Consider the following 18460-nt stretch of genomic DNA (forward strand, 5'->3'; position numbering starts at 1 on the left):
GGAGACACGATGAAACGCCTCACCGAAACCGCCAGCGCCGCGCTGCTCAATGCCGATCCGCTCTGGTACAAGGACGCGGTTATCTACCAGCTGCACATCAAGTCGTTCTTCGATGCCAACGGCGACGGCGTGGGCGATTTCGCCGGATTGCTGGCCAAGCTCGACTACCTGGTCAACCTGGGCGTCGACACCATCTGGCTGCTGCCGTTCTACCCGTCGCCGCGCCGCGACGACGGCTACGACATCGCCGACTACCGCAACGTCCATCCCGACTACGGCACGCTGGCCGAGGCGCGCCGCTTTGTCACCGCGGCCCATGCGCGCGGGCTGCGCGTGATCACGGAGCTGGTCATCAACCACACCTCCGACCAGCACCCGTGGTTCCAGCGCGCGCGCAAGGCCAAGCCCGGCTCGGCCGCGCGCAGGTACTACGTCTGGTCCGACCATGACCAGTCCTACGCCGGCACGCGCATCATCTTCTGCGACACCGAGAAGTCCAACTGGAGCTGGGACCCCGTCGCCGGCGCGTACTTCTGGCACCGTTTCTATTCACACCAGCCGGACCTGAACTTCGACAATCCGCAGGTGCTCAACGAAGTGCTGTCGGTGATGCGCTTCTGGCTCGACATGGGCATCGACGGGCTGCGGCTCGATGCGGTGCCATACCTGGTCGAGCGCGAGGGCACCAGCAACGAGAACCTGCCCGAGACCCACGCCGTCATCCGCAGCATCCGCGCGCATCTCGATGAGCACTTTCGCGGCCGCATGCTGCTGGCGGAGGCCAATATGTGGCCGGAAGACGCGCAGCAGTACTTTGGCCTGACCGGCCCCGAACCGGAAGGCGACGAATGCCACATGTGCTTCCACTTCCCGCTGATGCCGCGCATGTACATGGCCATCGCGCGCGAAGACCGCTTCCCGATCACCGACATCATGCGGCAGACGCCGGAGGTGCCGCCCAATTGCCAGTGGGCGATCTTCCTGCGCAACCACGACGAGCTGACGCTCGAGATGGTGACCAGCAGCGAGCGCGACTACCTGTGGGAGGTCTACGCCACCGACCGGCGCGCGCGCATCAACCTGGGCATCCGCCGCCGGCTGGCGCCGCTGATGGAGCGCGACCGGCGCCGCATCGAGCTGATGAACAGCCTGCTGTTCTCGATGCCGGGCACGCCGGTGATCTATTACGGCGACGAGATCGGCATGGGCGACAACATCCACCTGGGCGACCGCGACGGCGTGCGCACGCCAATGCAGTGGTCGCCCGACCGCAACGGCGGCTTCTCGCATGCCGACCCCGAGCGGCTGGTGCTGCCGCCGCTGCAGGGGCCGCTGTACGGCTACGAGGCCGTCAACGTGGAGGCGCAGGCGCGGGACCCGCACTCGCTGCTCAACTGGATGCGCCGCATGCTGGCGCTGCGGCGCAAGCATCGCGCGTTTGGCCGCGGCACGCTGCGCTTCCTCTTTCCCGGCAACCGCAAGATCCTCGCCTACCTGCGCGAGTACGAGGGCGAGCACATCCTGTGCGTCGCCAACCTGTCGCGCGCGCCGCAGGCGGTGGAGCTCGACCTGTCTACCTTCAACGGGCGCGTGCCGGTCGAGATGATGGGCGCCACGCCCTTCCCGGCAATCGGCACGCTGACGTACCTGCTGACGCTGCCGCCGTATGGCTTCTACTGGTTCGTACTGAGCGACGAGGCGCAGCCGCCGTCATGGCATGTGGAGGCGCCTGAGCAGATGCCGGACCAGATCACCCTTGTGATGCAGAACATCGGCCGCCCCGAACTGACCGACGCGTCGCGCCGCGCCCTGGCCACCGAGGTGCTGCCCCACTACATCAGCCGGCGCCGCTGGTTCGGCGGCAAGCACGAGCGCATCGAGCGCGTCGGCATGGCGTACCTGCTGCCGTTCACGCGCGGCAGCAACGGCGAGGATGTCTACCTCGGCGAAGTCGAGGTGGCACTGCCCGGACGCACCGAGCGCTACCAGCTGCCGGTCGGCATCCTGTGGGACCGCGAGAGCCCCGACGGCATGTCGCAGCTGGCGCACGGGCTGTCGATGGCGCGCGTGCGCCAGGGCAGCCGCGTGGGGCTGGCCACCGACGGCTTCGTGGTCGAGCCGTTCGCGCGCGAAGTGGTGCAGGCGCTGCGCAAAGGCGTGGAGCTGCAGGCCGGGCCGGACCGGATCCGCTTTCGCGCCGAACCGGGCCTGGCGGCGCTGGAACTGGAGCGCGACCCGATCGAGTGGATGTCGGCCGAGCAGTCGAACAGTTCGCTGTCGTACAACAGCACCGCGGTGCTCAAGCTGGTGCGGCGGCTGTCCGGCGGCATCCATCCCGAGGCCGAGATGACGCGCTACCTGACCGCGCAGGGCTATGCGCATGCGGCGCCGCTGCTGGGCGAAGTGGTGCGAACCGGCGCCGACGGCGTGCCGCATACGCTGATGCTGCTGCAGGGCTATATCCTGAACCAGGGCAACGGCTGGGACTGGACCCTGGACTACCTGGGCCGCGCCATCGACGATGCGCTGCCGGCCAAGGAAAGCGAGGACGAGTTCGCCGAGGCCATGAACGGCTACGCCGCGATGGCGGGCACGCTGGGGCGGCGGCTGGCCGAGCTGCATGCGGTGCTTTCGCGCCCGACCGACGACGAGGCTTTCGCGCCGGTGCCCGCAACGGAATCCGACGCGCGCGACTGGGCCGCGCAGGCGCTGCAGGCGCTGGAGCGCGCGCTGGCGACGGTCGACCAGCGCGCCGACAGCGTACAGGGCTCGGTGCCGCAGACGTTCGACGCCGATGTGCAGACCCTGATGGCCGCGCGCGGCGAGCTGCCCGCGCTGGTCGAGCAACTGGCCAGGGCGGCGCCCGGCAGCCTGCAGACGCGCTTCCACGGCGACTTCCACCTGGGCCAGGTGCTGATCGCGCAGAGCGACACCTACCTGGTCGATTTCGAGGGCGAGCCGGGCAGGACGCTGGACTGGCGCCGGCGCAAGACCTCGCCGCTGCGCGACGTGGCCGGCCTGCTGCGCTCGCTCGACTATGCCGCCGCCACGGTCGGCACCGATCGCCAGGAACGCACCCATACCGAGCTGCCGCCGCAGCTGGCCGAACGCCGCGCGCTGCTGCTGGAGCGCTTCCGCAGCACCGCCAACGAGGCCTTCCTGCAATGCTACCGCCAGCATATGGAAGCTTCGCCCGCACCGTGGGTCGACCCGGCTCAGCTGCAGCCGCTGCTGGACCTGTTCCTGCTCGAACGCGCCGCCTACGAGGTCGACTACGAAGCCGCCAACCGGGTGGCGTGGATCGACCTGCCGGTCAGCGGGCTGGCGCGCCTGCTGCGCAAGCTGCTGGGGCAGCCGGGAGCCCAGCCATGACCGCCCCGACAACAACAACCCGCGGCGCTTCGCGCACCGGCATGCTGCCGGGACACGAACTCGATGCGCTGCTGGGCGCGCGCCACCATGACCCGTTCGCGGTGCTGGGCCCCCACCATGACGGCGACGGGCTGCTGGTGCGCGCCTGCCTGCCCGGCGCCGTGGCGGCGCAGCTTGCCGGCGCCGACGGCGCCACGCTCGCCGAGATGGAGCGGCTGCATCCCGGCGGCATTTTTGCCGCGCGCCTGCCCGGCAACGCGCATCGTGCCGCCGCGCCGGACTACCGCATCCGCGTGACCTGGCCGGACGGCACCGAGCAGTGCAGCGCCGACCCCTATGCCTTCGACCTGCTGCTGGGCGAACTGGACCTGCACCTGATCGCCGAGGGCCGCCATTTCGAGCTGGGCGAGTGCCTGGGCGCGCAATGGCAGCGGGTGGACGGCATCGATGGCGTGCGCTTCGCGGTGTGGGCGCCGAACGCGCGGCGCGTGTCCGTGATCGGCGAATTCAACGGCTGGCACCAGGCGCGCCATCCGATGCGGCTGCGCCATCCCAGCGGCATCTGGGAGCTGTTCGTGCCGGCCGCGCTGGGCGCCGGGCCGGGCAGCCGCTACAAGTATGACCTGCTCGACCCGCACGGCACCGAGCTGCCCGACAAGGCCGACCCGCTCGCGCTCGCCACCGAAGCGCCGCCGCAGACCGCCTCGGTCGTGACCGCGCCGGGCAAGGGCGCGCCGCCGTTCGAATGGCATGACGGCGACTGGATGGCGCGCCGCGAGGCCGCCGATCCCTACGCCCTGCCGATGTCGGTCTACGAAGTCCATGCCGGCTCGTGGCTGCTTGCCGCCAACGACAACCGCCATGGCTGGGACATCCTGGCCGACAGGCTGGTGCCGTACGTGCAGGAGCTCGGCTTCACGCATATCGAACTGCTGCCCATCACCGAACACCCTTTCGGCGGCTCGTGGGGCTACCAGCCGCTGTCGCTGTATGCGCCGACCGCGCGGCTGGGACCGCCGCAGGCCTTCGCCGCCTTTGTCGACCGCTGCCACCAGGCCGGCATCGGTGTGATCCTGGACTGGGTGCCGGCGCACTTCCCGACCGACCCGCACGGGCTTGCGCGCTTCGACGGCACCGCGCTCTACGAACACATGGATCCGCGCGAAGGCTTCCACCAGGACTGGAACACGCTGATCTACAACCTCGGCCGCAACGAGGTGCGCGGCTTCCTGCTGGCCGGCGCGCTGCACTGGCTGGAGCACTTCCACGCCGACGGGCTGCGCGTCGACGCGGTGGCTTCCATGCTCTACCGCGACTACAGCCGCGAGCCGGGGCAATGGGTGCCGAACCGCTACGGCGGCCGCGAGAACCTGGAGGCAGTCGCGTTCCTGCGCGAACTCAACAGCGTGGTCCATGAACGCTGCCCCGGTGCGCTGACCATCGCGGAGGAATCGACCGCGTGGCCCGGCGTCACCGCCAGCGTGGCCAGCGGCGGGCTGGGCTTCGACTTCAAGTGGAACATGGGCTGGATGCACGACACGCTGCGCTACCTCGGGCATGAGCCGGTACACCGCGCCTGGCATCACCAGGACATGACCTTCGGGCTGGTCTATGCGTGGTCCGAGGCCTTTGTGCTGCCGCTCTCGCACGACGAGGTCGTGCACGGCAAGGGCTCGATGCTGGGCAAGGTGCCCGGCGACCACTGGCAGCGCTTTGCCGGCCTGCGCGCCTACTACGGCTTCATGTGGACCCATCCCGGCAAGAAGCTGCTATTCATGGGCAGCGAGCTGGCGCAGTGGCAGGAGTGGAACCACGACGCCGAACTCGACTGGGCGCTGCTGGACCACCCCATGCACCGCGGCATGCATACGCTGGTGCGCGACCTGAACCGGCTCTACCGCGAGCTGCCGGCGCTGCACGCGCTCGACCACAGCCCCGAGGGCTTCCAGTGGGTGGTCGGCGACGACAACCACAACAGCGTGTTCGCGTGGCTGCGCCGCGCCGCGCCGGGCAGCCGCGAGGTGGTGCTGGTGGTGGTCAACATGACGCCGGTGCCGCGCCAGGGCTACCGGGTCGGCGTACCCTTTGCCGGCACCTGGCACGAATGCCTGAACACCGACGCCGGGTGCTATGGCGGCAGCAATGTCGGCAACGGCGGCACGGTGACAGCCGTGGACGTGCCCTCGCACGGCCAGCCCGCCTCGCTGGCGCTGACGCTGCCGCCGCTGGCCACGCTCGTGCTGCGGCTCGAGCCGACTGCGGGTGCGCCAGGCGCCACGACATGACCCGACCGTTCGCGAACCGGCTGCTGCCCGGCAAGCCGTACCCGCTGGGCGCCCACTGGGACGGGCTGGGGGTTAACTTCGCGGTGTTCTCGGCGCATGCTTCGCGCATCGACCTGTGCCTGTTCTCCGAGAACGGCCGCAAGGAACTGGCGCGCCTGCCGCTGCCGGAATGCACCGACGAGATCTGGCACGGCTACCTGCCCAACGCCGCGCTCGGCACGCTGTATGGCTACCGCGCGCACGGCCCCTACGATCCCGCGCACGGGCACCGCTTCAATCCGCACAAGCTGCTGCTGGACCCGTACGCGCGCCAGCTGAGCGGGCCGGTGCGCTGGGCCGACGTGCTGTTCGGCTACCGCCTGCAGAGCGCGCGCGGCGACCTGACGCCGGACCGCCGCGACAGCGCCCAGAGCATGCCCAAGGCGGTGGTGATCGACGAAAGCTTCCATTGGGGCGACGACCGCCCGCCCGCCGTGCCGTGGCCCGCCACCGTCATCTATGAAGCCCACCTGCGCGGCCTGTCGATGCTGCGCGACGACCTGTTGCCCAACCTGCGCGGTTCCTTCGCCTCGCTGTGCGACCCGCGCTTTATCGACCACCTGGTGCAGATGGGCATCACCACCGTGGAACTGCTGCCGGTGCAAGCGATCCTGCAGGACCGCTTCCTGCTGGAGCGCGGGCTGCGCAACTACTGGGGCTACAACACCATGGCGTACTTCGCGCCGGAACCGGCCTACCTGGGCACCGGGCAGCTGCAGGAATGCAAGGTGGCAATGCGGCGCCTGCATGCAGCCGGCATCGAAGTGATCCTGGACGTGGTCTACAACCACACGTGCGAAGGCAACGAGCTGGGACCCACGGTATCGTGGCGCGGCCTGGACAACGCCAGCTACTACCGCCTGATGCCGGGCGACGGGCGCCACTACATCAACGACACCGGCTGCGGCAACACGCTCAACCTGTCGCACCCGCGCGTGCTGCAGATGGTGATGGACTCGCTGCGCTACTGGGTGGAGTGCTACCACGTGGACGGCTTCCGTTTCGACCTGGGCAGCACGCTCGGGCGCGAAGGCAACGGCTTCGACCAGGGCTCGGGCTTCTTCGATGCGCTGATGCAGGACCCGGTGCTGAGCCGAGTCAAGCTGATCTCGGAACCGTGGGACCTGGGCCCCGGCGGCTACCAGCTCGGCAACCACCCGCCCGGCTTTGCCGAGTGGAACGACAAGTTCCGCGACGCGGTGCGCCGCTTCTGGCGCGGCGACGCCGGCAAGCGCGGCGAACTGGCCGCGCGGCTGGCAGGCTCGGCCGACCTGTTCGACTGGCGCCACCGGCGCCCGTGGGCCAGCGTCAACTTCATCACCGCGCACGACGGCTTTACGCTGGCCGACCTGGTCAGCTACAGCGCCAAGCACAACGAGGCCAACGGCGAAGACAACCGCGACGGCACCGATGACAACGCCAGCGGCAACTGGAGCCCGGACGGCAGCGTCGAAGGCCCGACCGACGACCCCGAAATCCTGGAGCGCCGCAGCCGCGTGGCGCAGGCCCTGATGGCCACGCTGCTGCTCGCGCAAGGCACGCCGATGCTGACCGCCGGCGACGAATGGGGCCGCACCCAGCACGGCAACAACAACGCCTACTGCCAGGACAACGAGATCTCGTGGCTGGACTGGAAGCAGGCCCAGACGCCTGGTGCGCAGCCGCTGCAGCACATGGTGCGACGCCTGCTCGCGCTGCGCCGGCGGCTGCACGCGTTCACCGGCGACCGCTTCGCCCACGGACGCCAGGAACCGGCGCCCGGCATCGCCGACATTGCCTGGTTCGATATCGACGGCAATCCGCCCACCCCCGAGGAATGGGCCGACCCGGAAATCCGCACGCTGGCGCTGCGCCGCGCCGCCTCGCCGCCGCAGCCCGAGCGCCCGCAACTGGGCTCGCTGCCGGAAGAGGAGGGAGACGAGGACAATGCGCGCACCGTGCAGGTGACGCTGATGCTGCTCAACGCCGGTGAGGCCGACGCGTCGTTTTCGCTGCCCGCGCCCAGGCTGGCCTGGACCCTGCTCTTCGACAGCAGCCGGCCGGAAGCCACCGAGTCCGAGCTTGCCGGCGATCCGGTGGACGAAAGCCAGGTGGTGCCGGGGCATTCGCTGGTGCTGCTGGCTGCCCCGGCCCGCAGCCGCGAGAGCCCGCACCAGGAAAGCCCGCCGCTGGGCGCGCCGCAGGAAACACAGGAATGACCCGACGCATGCACCGCAGCGCAACACCGCCGCCAACGCTACTACAGAAGCTGGCGCTGCGCGCCGACCTGCAGCCGCACTGGACGGATGCCTGGAGCCAGCCCCGGATCGTGTCCGACGACGCGCTGCGGCGCGTGCTGGACGGCCTTGGCCTGCCCTGCGCCACCCCCGGCCAGTGCGAGGCCTCGCGCGCCTGGCTCGCGGCCGATGACGCCGCCCACACGCTGCCGCCGCTGGTCACGGCCGAGCGCGGCCAGCCGGTGGCGGTGCCGTGGCCGCACACGCTGCCGCAGCGCGCATACCGGCTGACGCTGGAAGATGGCGCCATCGTGAGCGGCACCGCCGTGCGCGCGCACGCAGACGGCAATCCGGCCGGCACCATGCTGCTGCCGCCGATCGACGTCTGCGGCTACCACCGGCTCGAACTGGGCGATGCGCAAACGGTGCTGGCAGTGGCACCGGCGCGCTGCTACAGCGTGGCGGACGCACTACGGCACGCCAATCGTGCAGCCACGGGCGCCGGCGCACGCCCCTGGGGGCTGGCGGTGCAGCTCTACAGCCTGCGCCGCGGCGCCGACTGCGGCATGGGCGACCTGACCGCGCTGGCCCGGTGCTGCGCCAGCGCCGCCGCCCTGCACGCCGACGCGGTCGCGATCAATCCGCTGCACGCCGGCTTTGCCGCGCTGCCGCAGCGGTACAGCCCGTATGCGCCCTCCAGCCGGCTGTTCCTGAACCCGCTCTACGCCGATCCCGCCGCGGTGTTCGGCCAGCAAGCGCTGGACGCGGCCATCGCGGCGCTCGGCATCGGCGAGCGGCTGGCGGCACTGGAAGCGCTCACGGAAATCGACTGGATCGTGCTGGCGCCGCTGCGCTATGCCGTGCTGCACTGGCTCTGGCAGCGGCGCGAGACTCTGCTGCCACGCGCGGCGCTGGACGACTGCGCCGCCTTCCGCGCCCGCGGCGGCACGGCACTGCATGCGCATGCCTGCTATGAAGCGATCCAGGCGCAGCGGCTGGCCACGGCCAGCAATGGCATGAACCACGCATCGGCGCCGGACTGGCGCTGCTGGCCGGTCACGCTGCGCTCGCCCGCCGACGCCGCGGTGGCGGCCTTTGCCCGCGACCACGCCGACGACGTGGGCTACCACGCCTTCCTGCAATGGCTCGCCGCCGATGGCATGGCGCGTGCGCAGCGCGCCGCGCGCGACGCCGGCATGGCGGTTGGCGTGGTCTGCGACCTGGCGGTCGGCGCCGACCCGGGCGGCAGCCAGGCCTGGACCCGCCAGCAGGAAATACTGGCCGGCTTCCATGCCGGCGCGCCGCCGGACCTGTACAACCCGCTCGGCCAGGACTGGGGCGTGGCGGTGTTCACGCCGCGCGGCCTGCGCCAGAACGGCTACGCCGCCTTCCTGGAAATGCTGCGCGCCAACCTTTCCCATTGCGGCGGGCTGCGCATCGACCACGTGCTGGGCCTGGCGCGGATGTGGCTGGTGCCCGCGGGCGCATCCGCCAGTGACGGCGCCTACCTGCGCTACCCGCTCGAAGACCTGCTGCGGCTGGTGGCGCTGGAATCCTGGCGGCACCGCGCCATCATCATCGGCGAGAACCTCGGCACGGTCCCGCCCGAACTGAACGCGGCGCTGGCCGCGCGCGGCGTGCTCGGCATCGACGTGCTGTGGTTCCAGCGCGAGGAAGTGAAGGCGGCAGAGGCCGCGGCCGATCCGGCCACCGAAGCAGACCCCGCGCCGTTCCAGCCGCCCGCGCAGTGGCCGCCCGAAGCCATCGCCACCACGTCCACGCACGACCTGCCCACCGTCGCCGGCTGGTGGGCCGGACGCGACCTCGACTGGCGCGACCGGCTGAAGCTGCTCGCGCCCGGCGAATCCCTGGCGCAGGCCCAGGCAGGCCGCGCCCGCGAGCGCAGCGCGCTGTGGCGGGCGCTGAGCGACGCCGGGTTGTGCCACGGCCCGGAACCCGGTCCGGCGCACGCGCCGCTGGATGCCGTGCTGGCCTGGCTGGGTACCGCGCGCACGGCGCTGCGCGTGGTGCCGCTGGAAGATCTGCTGGGCGAGGCCGAGCAGCCCAACCTGCCCGGCACCACCAGCGTCCATCCCAACTGGCAGCGCCGGCTCGACCCCGACGTACGCGCGCTGGCCCACATGCCGGCGCTGCGCGCCCGGGCGCAATCGATCCGGCAAGCGGTTCGCAGTGGCCGCCACGGCACCCTGCATCCGCCGCCGCGCGGCTAGCCACAATGGAGGTGGCGCCGACCCCACCCGCGCCGCGATCCGGGCGCGCACCGTTCCCCCCATCCGCTAAGCTTGACCCACCAGCATGCGCAGGAGGTTCCGCCATGAAGGAAGTGATCCGGCCCGAGCACGCCGACGACACCCGTACCGCCCTGTCCGGCGCCAGCCTGCGCCGCGCGTTCCTGGACCACGTGTTCCATACCCAGGGCAAGCTGCCCGGCCACGCCAGCCAGAACGACCTCTACCAGGCCGCGGCGCATACCGTGCGCGACCGCCTGGTGCAGCGCTGGATCAGCACCGCCGAAGCCTACCTGGGCCAGCCTTCGCGCACTGTGGCCTACCTGTCGGCCGAGTTCCTGATGGGCCCGCACCTGGGCAACAACCTGATCAACCTCGGCATCTTCGACGAAGTGCACGAGGCCATGGCGGCGGCCGGGCTCGACCTCGACCGCATCCTGGAGCAGGAAGTCGAGCCGGGCCTGGGCAACGGCGGCCTGGGCCGTCTGGCGGCGTGCTTCATGGATTCGCTGGCGACGCTGGAGATCCCGGCGCTGGGCTACGGCATCCGTTACGAATACGGCATTTTCCAGCAAACCATCATGGACGGCATGCAGGTGGAGAAGACCGATACCTGGCTGCGCAACGGCAACCCGTGGGAGATCCAGCGCTCCGAATGGGCGGTGCAGGTGCGCCTGGGCGGCCACACCGAGCACTACACCGACGACCGCGGCCACTACCGCGTGCGCTGGGTGCCGGCCAAGACCGTGGCCGGCGTGCCCTTCGATTCGCCGATCCTGGGCTACCGCGTCAATACCGTGAACACGCTGCGGCTGTGGCGCGCCGATGCCACCGAGGCCTTCGACTTCCATACCTTCAACCGCGGCGACTACCTCGGCGCGGTGAGCAAGAAGGTGACGTCGGAGAACCTGACCAAGGTGCTCTACCCCAACGACGAAACCGCGCAGGGCAAGGAGTTGCGGCTGGAACAGCAGTACTTCTTTGTCGCCTGCTCGCTGCAGGACATGCTGCGGCTGCTGGCCGTCGACGGCATCCCGGTGACGCGCTTCCACGAGAAGTTCGCGGTGCAGCTGAACGACACGCACCCGGCGGTAGGCATCGCGGAACTGATGCGGCTGCTGGTCGACGAGAACGACCTGCCCTGGAACCAGGCCTGGGACATCACCCAGCGTGCCTTCGCCTACACCAACCACACGCTGCTGCCCGAGGCGCTGGAGCGCTGGCCGCTGCCGCTGTTCCAACGCGTGCTGCCGCGCCACCTGGAAATCATCCTGGAGATCAACGCGCGCTTCCTGGACGAGGTGCGCATCCGCTTCTACGGCGACGAATCGCGGCTGTCGCGGCTGTCGCTGATCGACGAGCACGGCGAGCGCAATGTGCGCATGGCCAACCTGGCGTGCGTCGGCAGCCATGCCATCAACGGCGTGGCCGAGCTGCACTCGCGGCTGATGCGCGAGGACGTGCTCAAGGATTTCTACGCGATGTGGCCGGAGAAATTCACCAGCATCACCAACGGCGTCACGCCGCGGCGCTGGCTTGCGCTGTCCAACCCGAGGCTGACGCGGCTGGTCACGGATGCGATCGGCGATGGCTGGATCTCCCACCTCGAACGCATCCGCGTGCTCGAGCCCTATGCCGACGACGCCGGCTTCCGCCGGCAATGGCAGGCGATGCGCCGCGCCAACAAGGAAGACCTGGCGCAGCTGATCCGCGACACCACCGGCGTGGTGGTGGACCCATCGTCGATGTTCGATGTGATGGTCAAGCGCATCCACGAATACAAGCGCCAGCACCTGGCGGTGCTGCACGTGATCGCGCTGTACCACCGCATCAAGTCCGACGCGCACGCCGAGATCCAGCCGCGCACCTTCCTGTTCGGCGGCAAGGCCGCGCCGGGCTACGAATACGCCAAGCTGATGATCCGCTTCATCACCTCGGTCGCCGACGTGATCAACCGCGACCCGCAGGTGCGCGACCGGCTCAAGGTGGTGTTCCTGCCCAACTTCAACGTCACCTTCGGCCAGCGCATCTACCCGGCTGCGGACCTGTCCGAGCAGATCTCGCTGGCGGGCAAGGAAGCCTCCGGCACCGGCAACATGAAGTTCGCGATGAACGGCGCGCTCAACATCGGCACCATGGATGGCGCCAATATCGAACTGCGCGAGGCCGTCGGCAACGACAACTTTTTCCCGTTCGGCCTGACCGCGCCCGACGTCTATGCGCTGCGCGCGAGCGGCTACGACCCGGCCGCCTACTATCACGGCGACCCGCAACTGCGCGCGGTGATCGACCTGGTGCAGCAGGGATTCTTCTCGCGCGGCGATCCGGCGCTGTTCCGCCCGCTGTTCGATCCGCAGGCGGGGCACGATCCCTACCTGCTGCTGGCGGACTTCGCTTCCTATGTCGAATGCCAGCAGATCGTCTCCGACGCCTACGCCGACCCGGATCGCTGGCAACGCATGTCGGTACTGTCGTGCGCGCGTTCGGGCCGTTTTTCGTCGGACCGTGCCATCCGCGAATACTGCGAGCGCATCTGGAACGTCGAGCCGGTACCGGTGCGGCTGCTGCACCGTGCCAGCGGCGCGCCGTGGCAGGTTGATCCGGGTGCCCAGGGGCCGCGCGCGGCATAGCCATGCAGGCGCAAGACGCGCGCGCAGTGTGCGGTATCGCATGCGCGGGGCGCCGCATGCCGGGCAGTACTTTCTACAATCGCCCTTGTAACAAAGCTTTCGGCCCGGCCGCCCGCCTGCCCGCGCGCCGCACCGCAAAAGCGCCGTTCTGCTGGCATGGAGTTCGCATTGCGCTAGGGCCGCCGCAAGGCAACTTCCAGTCCGCACACCCAGAAGCCAATCGATGGCAGGAGCCGAATTTGAACGCGAACCCGTTTCCACTGGCCCCGGGTGCCAGGTCCGCCCTGCCCAGCCTGGCCCCGCTCGACTGCTTTGCCGCGCCTTCTTCACGGGCCTTCTCCTCCAACGACGAACATGCGCAGGACTACCTGTTCGGACCGGCCTGGCTGCCCGACGGACGCGTGCGCTTCCGCCTGTGGGCGCCCGACGCGGCCGAGCAAGGCCATCCCGTGCGGCTGGAGATCGCGGGCCTGGGACCGGTCCATATGGCGGCGGGGCCCAACGGCTGGTTCGAGGCGATCGTGCCGTGCTGCGAGGGCGCGCGTTACTGGTTCCGGCTCGACGACGGCACTACGGTGCCCGACCCGGCCTCGCGCTGGCAGGCAGACGACGTGCACGGCCCGAGCATCGTGCCGGCGCGCGACGCCGGTGCCTCGTACGCCTGGACCTGCCCCGACTGGCGCGGCCGGCCGTGGCATGAAGCCATCATCTACGAAATGCACGTTGGCCTGTGCGGCGGCTTTGCGGGCGCCGCGCAGCAATTGCCGCGGCTGGCCGCGCTGGGCTTCACCGCCATCGAGCTGATGCCGGTGGCCGAGTTTCCCGGCGGACGCAACTGGGGCTATGACGGCGTGCTGCCGTTCGCGCCGGAGTCCGGCTATGGCACGCCGGACGAGCTGCGCGCGCTGGTCGACCGGGCGCACGCGCTCGGCCTGATGGTGCTGCTGGACGTGGTCTACAACCACTTCGGGCCTGAGGGCAACTACCTGCACCGCTATGCCAGCGCCTTCTTCCGCGCCGACCGGCGGACCCCGTGGGGCCCCGCCATCGATTTCCGGCGCCCGCAGGTACGGCGCTTCTTCACCGAGAATGCGCGCTACTGGCTGGAACAGTTCCGCTTTGACGGACTGCGGCTCGATGCGGTCCACGCCATCGAGGACGAAGGCTGGCTCGCGGCGCTGCCTGGCGAAGTGCGCAGCATGCTGACCGATGGCGCCGGCGGCGACCGCCACCTGCACCTGGTGCTGGAGAACGACGACAACGACGCCGCGCTGCTGGCGCAGGGCTTCGACGCGCAATGGAACGATGACGCCCACCATGCGCTGCATGTGCTGCTGACCAGCGAGGACGACGGCTACTATCGCGACTACGCCATGCCCGCCGGCACTGTCGCTGCGGTCGATGCACGCGAGCATGGCCAACCCGCGCTGCGCCACCTCGCACGCGTGCTGGCCGAAGGCTTCGCCTACCAGGGCGAGCCGTCGCAGCACCGTTCCGGCGGCGACACCGCCGCCGTCGCCAGCGCCGCCGTGTGCCGCGGCCAGCCCAGCGCGCATTTGCCGCCTACCGCTTTCGTCAGCTTTCTGCAGAACCACGACCAGGCCGGCAACCGCGCCTTCGGCGAACGGCTGACCAGCCTGGCCGACCCGCGTGCGCTGCGCGCCGCGGTGGCGCTGCAGCTGCTTTGCCCGCAGGTGCCGTTGGTGTTCATGGGCGAAGAGACCGGCGCGCGGCAGCCATTCTTCTACTTCACCAGCCATCCGCCGGAGTTGGCCAGGGCCGTGCGCGAGGGCCGCCGCCGCGAATTCGCCGCCAGCGCGGCCTTCGGCGACGAGGCGCGTGCCGCCGCCATCCCCGACCCCAACGACCCGGCCACATTTGAAGCGTCGCGGCCGTCACTGGCGGACGACGCCGACTGGGCCCCCTACTACCGCGAACTGCTGTCGATCCGGCGGCGCGAACTGCTGCACCGGCTGCCGGGCTGCCAGTCTGCCGGCGTCGATATCCTCGGCCCCGCGGCGCTGTGCGCGCGCTGGCGGCTGGTGGACGGCATGGAGCTGAGCCTGTGGCTGAACCTGGGCGACGAAGCGGTGCCCGCCACCCACTCCTGCCGCGACCAGCGCACGGCGCTGCACGAGAGCGCACCGGGCGCCGCCGCGGAACTGTCCGCCGGCATGCTGCCGCCGCTGGCCTGCGTCGCCACCCTGTGCGAGCCCGCCGCGGCGCGCCCAAGGTAATGCCTGACGCGGCAGCCACCGCGCCGGCACCCGCGCGCGGCCTGCCGCGCGCCACCGCCCGGCTGCAGCTGCATCCTGGCTTCACCTTCGCCGATGCCGCCGGCGTGGTCGACTACTACGCCGCGCTTGGGGTCAGCCACCTGTACCTGTCGCCGGTCTGCGAGGCCAGGCCCGGCTCCACGCACGGCTACGACGTCACCGACTTCACCCGCGTGCGCGCGGAACTGGGCGGCGAGGCGGGCCTGAAGGCGCTGGCGGCGCGCGCGCGCAGTGCCGGCCTCGGCCTTATCGCCGATATCGTGCCCAACCACATGGCGGCGGACTGCACCCACAACGGCTGGTGGCGCGACGTGCTGGCGCACGGACGCGCCAGCCCACATGCCGGCTGCTTCGATATCGACTGGACGCCGTGCGACCCGGCGCTGCATGGCAAGGTCCTGCTGCCGATCCTGGGGCAGTCGTACTGGGACACGGTCGTCGCCGGCGAACTGCGGTGGGTGCCGGCCAGCGGCGAACGGCCGGCACACGTACGCTACTTCGACCATGTGCTGCCGCTGGCGCCGGACAGCCTTGACGCGGAAGGCACCGCCAACGCCAACTGGTACGACACCACCCAGCCCGCCGGACGCACCCGGCTGCACGCGCTGCTGGAACGCCAGCACTACCGGCTGGCCTGGTGGCGCACCGCGGCCGCCTCGCTGAACTGGCGCCGCTTTTTCGAGATCAGCGACCTGGTGGGCGTGCGCGAGGAAGACCCGCAGGTCTTTGACGCGGTCCATGCACTGGTCTTCCGCCTGCTGCGCGAAGGCTGGATCGACGGCGTGCGCGTGGATCACGTCGACGGACTGGCCGATCCCGCCGGCTACTGCCGCCGGCTGCGCGCGGAGCTCGACCGGCACGCCGCGGCGCGGCCGCCATTGCTGGAGCTGCAGCGCCCGTGGCTCGTGGTCGAGAAGATCCTTGGCAGCGGCGAGCGGCTGCCGCCGGACTGGCAGGTGGATGGCACCACGGGCTACGACTTCATGGACGACGTGGCCGCGGTGCTGCACGACGAGGCAGGCGAAGCCGCGCTGACCGCGCTGTGGGCGATGACCAGCGGCGACGCGCGCCCGTACGCCGCCCACGTGCGCGAGGCCCGTTGCCTGGTGCTGCGGCGGCACCTCGTCACCGAATGCGCGGGCGTGACCGCGCGCCTGCACGCCAGCGCACAGCGCGAGCCGGGCACGCGCGACCTCACGCTGGCGGCCCTGCGGCATGCGCTGATGGCGCTGATGGCGGCCGTGCAGGTCTACCGCAGCTACTACGACGCGCAGCCGTCGGCGCGCGACGCCGCCGCCGCGCATGCCGATGACGCCATGGTCGATCAGGCCCTGCAGTCCGCGCGCGGCAGCCTGGCGCCGGACGAGGTGGTGGCGCTGGCATTCATCGCCGGCTGCCTGCGCACGCAGGCGGCACCGGACAGCGACACCGGCGTGCTGCGCCGCCGCCTGCAGCAGCTGATGCCGGCGCTGGCGGCCAAGGCGGGCGAGGACACCGCGTTCTACCGTTATGGCCGGCTGCTGTCGCGCAACGAGGTGGGCAGCGACCCGGCGCAACTGGCCATGCCGCCGGCGCAGTTCCACGCCCGCATGGCGGCGCGCCGGCTGGCCGGCCCGCATGCGATGCTGGCCACAGCGACGCATGACCACAAGCGCGGCGAGGACGCGCGCATGCGGCTGGCCGTGCTCAGCGAACTGCCGGGCACTTTCGCCGACGCGGTTGCCGCGTGGGAGCGCGACTGCGCGTCACTGGTGGCCACGCTGCCGCGCGCGCCCGACGCGGCCGACCGGCTGATGCTGTACCAGGCGCTGGTCGGGGCATGGCCGATGGATCCGATAGACCATTCCAGCGACGGGGCGCCGGTACCCGAAGCGTTGCTCGCACGGATTTCCGCTTGGCAGGTCAAGGCCATCCGCGAAGCCAAGCGCCACGGCAACTGGACCTGCCCCGATGCCGAATACGAAGCGGCATGCGAGGCCTTCCTGCGCGGGATCGCGGCGGCGTGGCCGCAGGGCGTGCTGGCGCAGATCGGCCGCTTCGCCGGGCGCATTGCCACCGCCGGCGCCGTGAACAGCCTGGCGCAGGTGCTGGTGCAGCTGACCGCCCCCGGCATTCCCGACCGCTACCAGGGCACCGAAGGCTGGGACCTGAGCCTGGTCGATCCGGACAACCGCCGCGCGCCGGACTACGTCCGGCTGCAGGCACGGCTGGCGTGCGGCGCGGGCTGGGCGCACTGGCTGGCACACTGGCACGACGGCAGGCTCAAGCAGCAGCTGGTGCGCCATGTGCTCGCGGCACGCGCCGCCGACCCCGCGCTGTTTGCCGACGGCCAGTACAGCATGCTGGCCGCGCAGGGCGCGCTGGCGCAGCAGGTGCTGGCGTTTGCGCGCAGCATCGACTCGCGCCAGGCCATCACCGTGGTCACGCGGCTGTCGGCGGCGCGGGTCGACCCGGCCGTGCCGCGCATTCCGCCGGCGTGCTGGGGCGACACCACGCTGAACCTTGGCGCGCCGCAGCCCGGCCGCTGGATCGACGCACTGACGGGTCACCGGCTCGATGCGCCCGCCGGGCGCCTGCGCCTGCGCGACGTGCTGGGCGGGCTGCCGGTAGCACTGCTGCTGCGCGAGCCCTGACGCGCGCGTCACAAGCGCGGCAATTGCGGAATCGGGGCTCGCGAAGCGAGCGGGGTCAGCGGCGGGCGCGGGGCGCCCGCCGCCCCATAGGGTCCTGGCAGTTCCTTCGGTCCATGCGGACCCTGCAGCCCGTGCGGCTCATGCGGGACCGCCTGGCCATGATGGAAGGGCTCGGCCCCGGCGGGCGGATCGCGCTGGGCCTGGCTGGGCGAGGCGCTGCGGTCCTGCGGCAGGTAGGGCCGGATCACGACGGCGACGTAGTCGTCTTCCTTCGGCGTCACCACGATATAGGCAAGGCCGGACATGACCAGCCCCACTTCGCCCAGTTCGGTGGCAATGCGCGCCACGATAAAGCGCTGCAGCAGCATCGGGTTGACGCTGTCGTCGATCGCAAGTGCCGCAGTGCAGATGGTCAGGAAGCAGCGCTCGACTTCGCGGCAGACCACCACCACTTCATCCAGCGCATAGCCGGAATGGCTGGCACGCACCAGCACCGAGACGCCGGAACTGGGCGCGGCGCGGTGCCAGCCAGGCTTGATCTTGAAACTGGGGAGCGTCAACCCCGAGCCCGTATCCTGCGCGACTGTATTGAAGCGCTGGGCGAAGTCCAGCGGAGTGATCGCGAGCAGCTGGCGTTCGACCGGCGCCGAGGAGACCGACACCGAAGAGGCCAGGACGACGGTGGACAGGATGCTGGCGAAATTCATTTCTACCCTCGCAACAGGATGTGCCGCTCCCCCCGGCCGGCTGCGCTGATGGG

The 18460-nt window shown here is 70.6% G+C and carries 7 protein-coding genes and 1 pseudogene; 7 read left to right on the forward strand and 1 reads right to left on the reverse strand.

Annotation, left to right across the window (positions count from 1 at the left end; translation table 11 throughout):
• Nucleotides 1–9: 9 nt before the first annotated feature.
• From treS to treY, 7 genes are all read left to right on the forward strand, one after another.
• Nucleotides 10–3372, forward strand: coding sequence for a maltose alpha-D-glucosyltransferase (gene treS, locus IPF36_RS09100; RefSeq protein WP_135702841.1), 3363 nt, complete (start codon nucleotides 10–12; stop codon nucleotides 3370–3372).
• On the forward strand, nucleotides 3369–5657 hold the full coding sequence (gene glgB / locus IPF36_RS09105) for a 1,4-alpha-glucan branching protein GlgB (RefSeq protein WP_195427825.1): 2289 nt from the start codon (nucleotides 3369–3371) through the stop codon (nucleotides 5655–5657). Before treS ends, glgB begins: the two co-directional genes overlap by 4 nt.
• Nucleotides 5654–7894 (forward strand): glycogen debranching protein GlgX, encoded by a 2241-nt coding sequence (glgX, locus tag IPF36_RS09110; RefSeq protein ID WP_195427826.1) that lies wholly within the window; start codon nucleotides 5654–5656, stop codon nucleotides 7892–7894. Before glgB ends, glgX begins: the two co-directional genes overlap by 4 nt.
• The gene (gene malQ / locus IPF36_RS09115) at nucleotides 7891–10143 is read left to right on the forward strand and encodes a 4-alpha-glucanotransferase (protein WP_195427827.1); all 2253 of its coding nucleotides are present in this window, start codon (nucleotides 7891–7893) and stop codon (nucleotides 10141–10143) included. Before glgX ends, malQ begins: the two co-directional genes overlap by 4 nt.
• 104 nt (nucleotides 10144–10247) lie before the next feature.
• Complete coding sequence (locus IPF36_RS09120; protein WP_135702844.1) at nucleotides 10248–12791, forward strand: glycogen/starch/alpha-glucan phosphorylase; 2544 nt, start codon at nucleotides 10248–10250, stop codon at nucleotides 12789–12791.
• Between the two features lie 239 nt (nucleotides 12792–13030).
• Nucleotides 13031–15028: a malto-oligosyltrehalose trehalohydrolase gene (treZ, locus tag IPF36_RS09125; RefSeq protein WP_195427828.1), complete on the forward strand. Its 1998-nt coding sequence runs from the start codon at nucleotides 13031–13033 to the stop codon at nucleotides 15026–15028.
• Nucleotides 15028–17700, forward strand: coding sequence for a malto-oligosyltrehalose synthase (gene treY, locus IPF36_RS09130; RefSeq protein WP_195427829.1), 2673 nt, complete (start codon nucleotides 15028–15030; stop codon nucleotides 17698–17700). Before treZ ends, treY begins: the two co-directional genes overlap by 1 nt.
• 197 nt (nucleotides 17701–17897) lie before the next feature.
• On the opposite strand, the pseudogene IPF36_RS09135 reads toward treY, so the two are convergent.
• Nucleotides 17898–18407 (reverse strand): annotated as a pseudogene (locus IPF36_RS09135) (malto-oligosyltrehalose synthase); the annotation flags it as partial.
• Nucleotides 18408–18460 lie beyond the last annotated feature (53 nt).

Origin of the sequence: Cupriavidus sp. IK-TO18 (assembly GCF_015549295.1) — a bacterium.
Classification (GTDB): Bacteria; Pseudomonadota; Gammaproteobacteria; order Burkholderiales; family Burkholderiaceae; genus Cupriavidus; species Cupriavidus oxalaticus_A.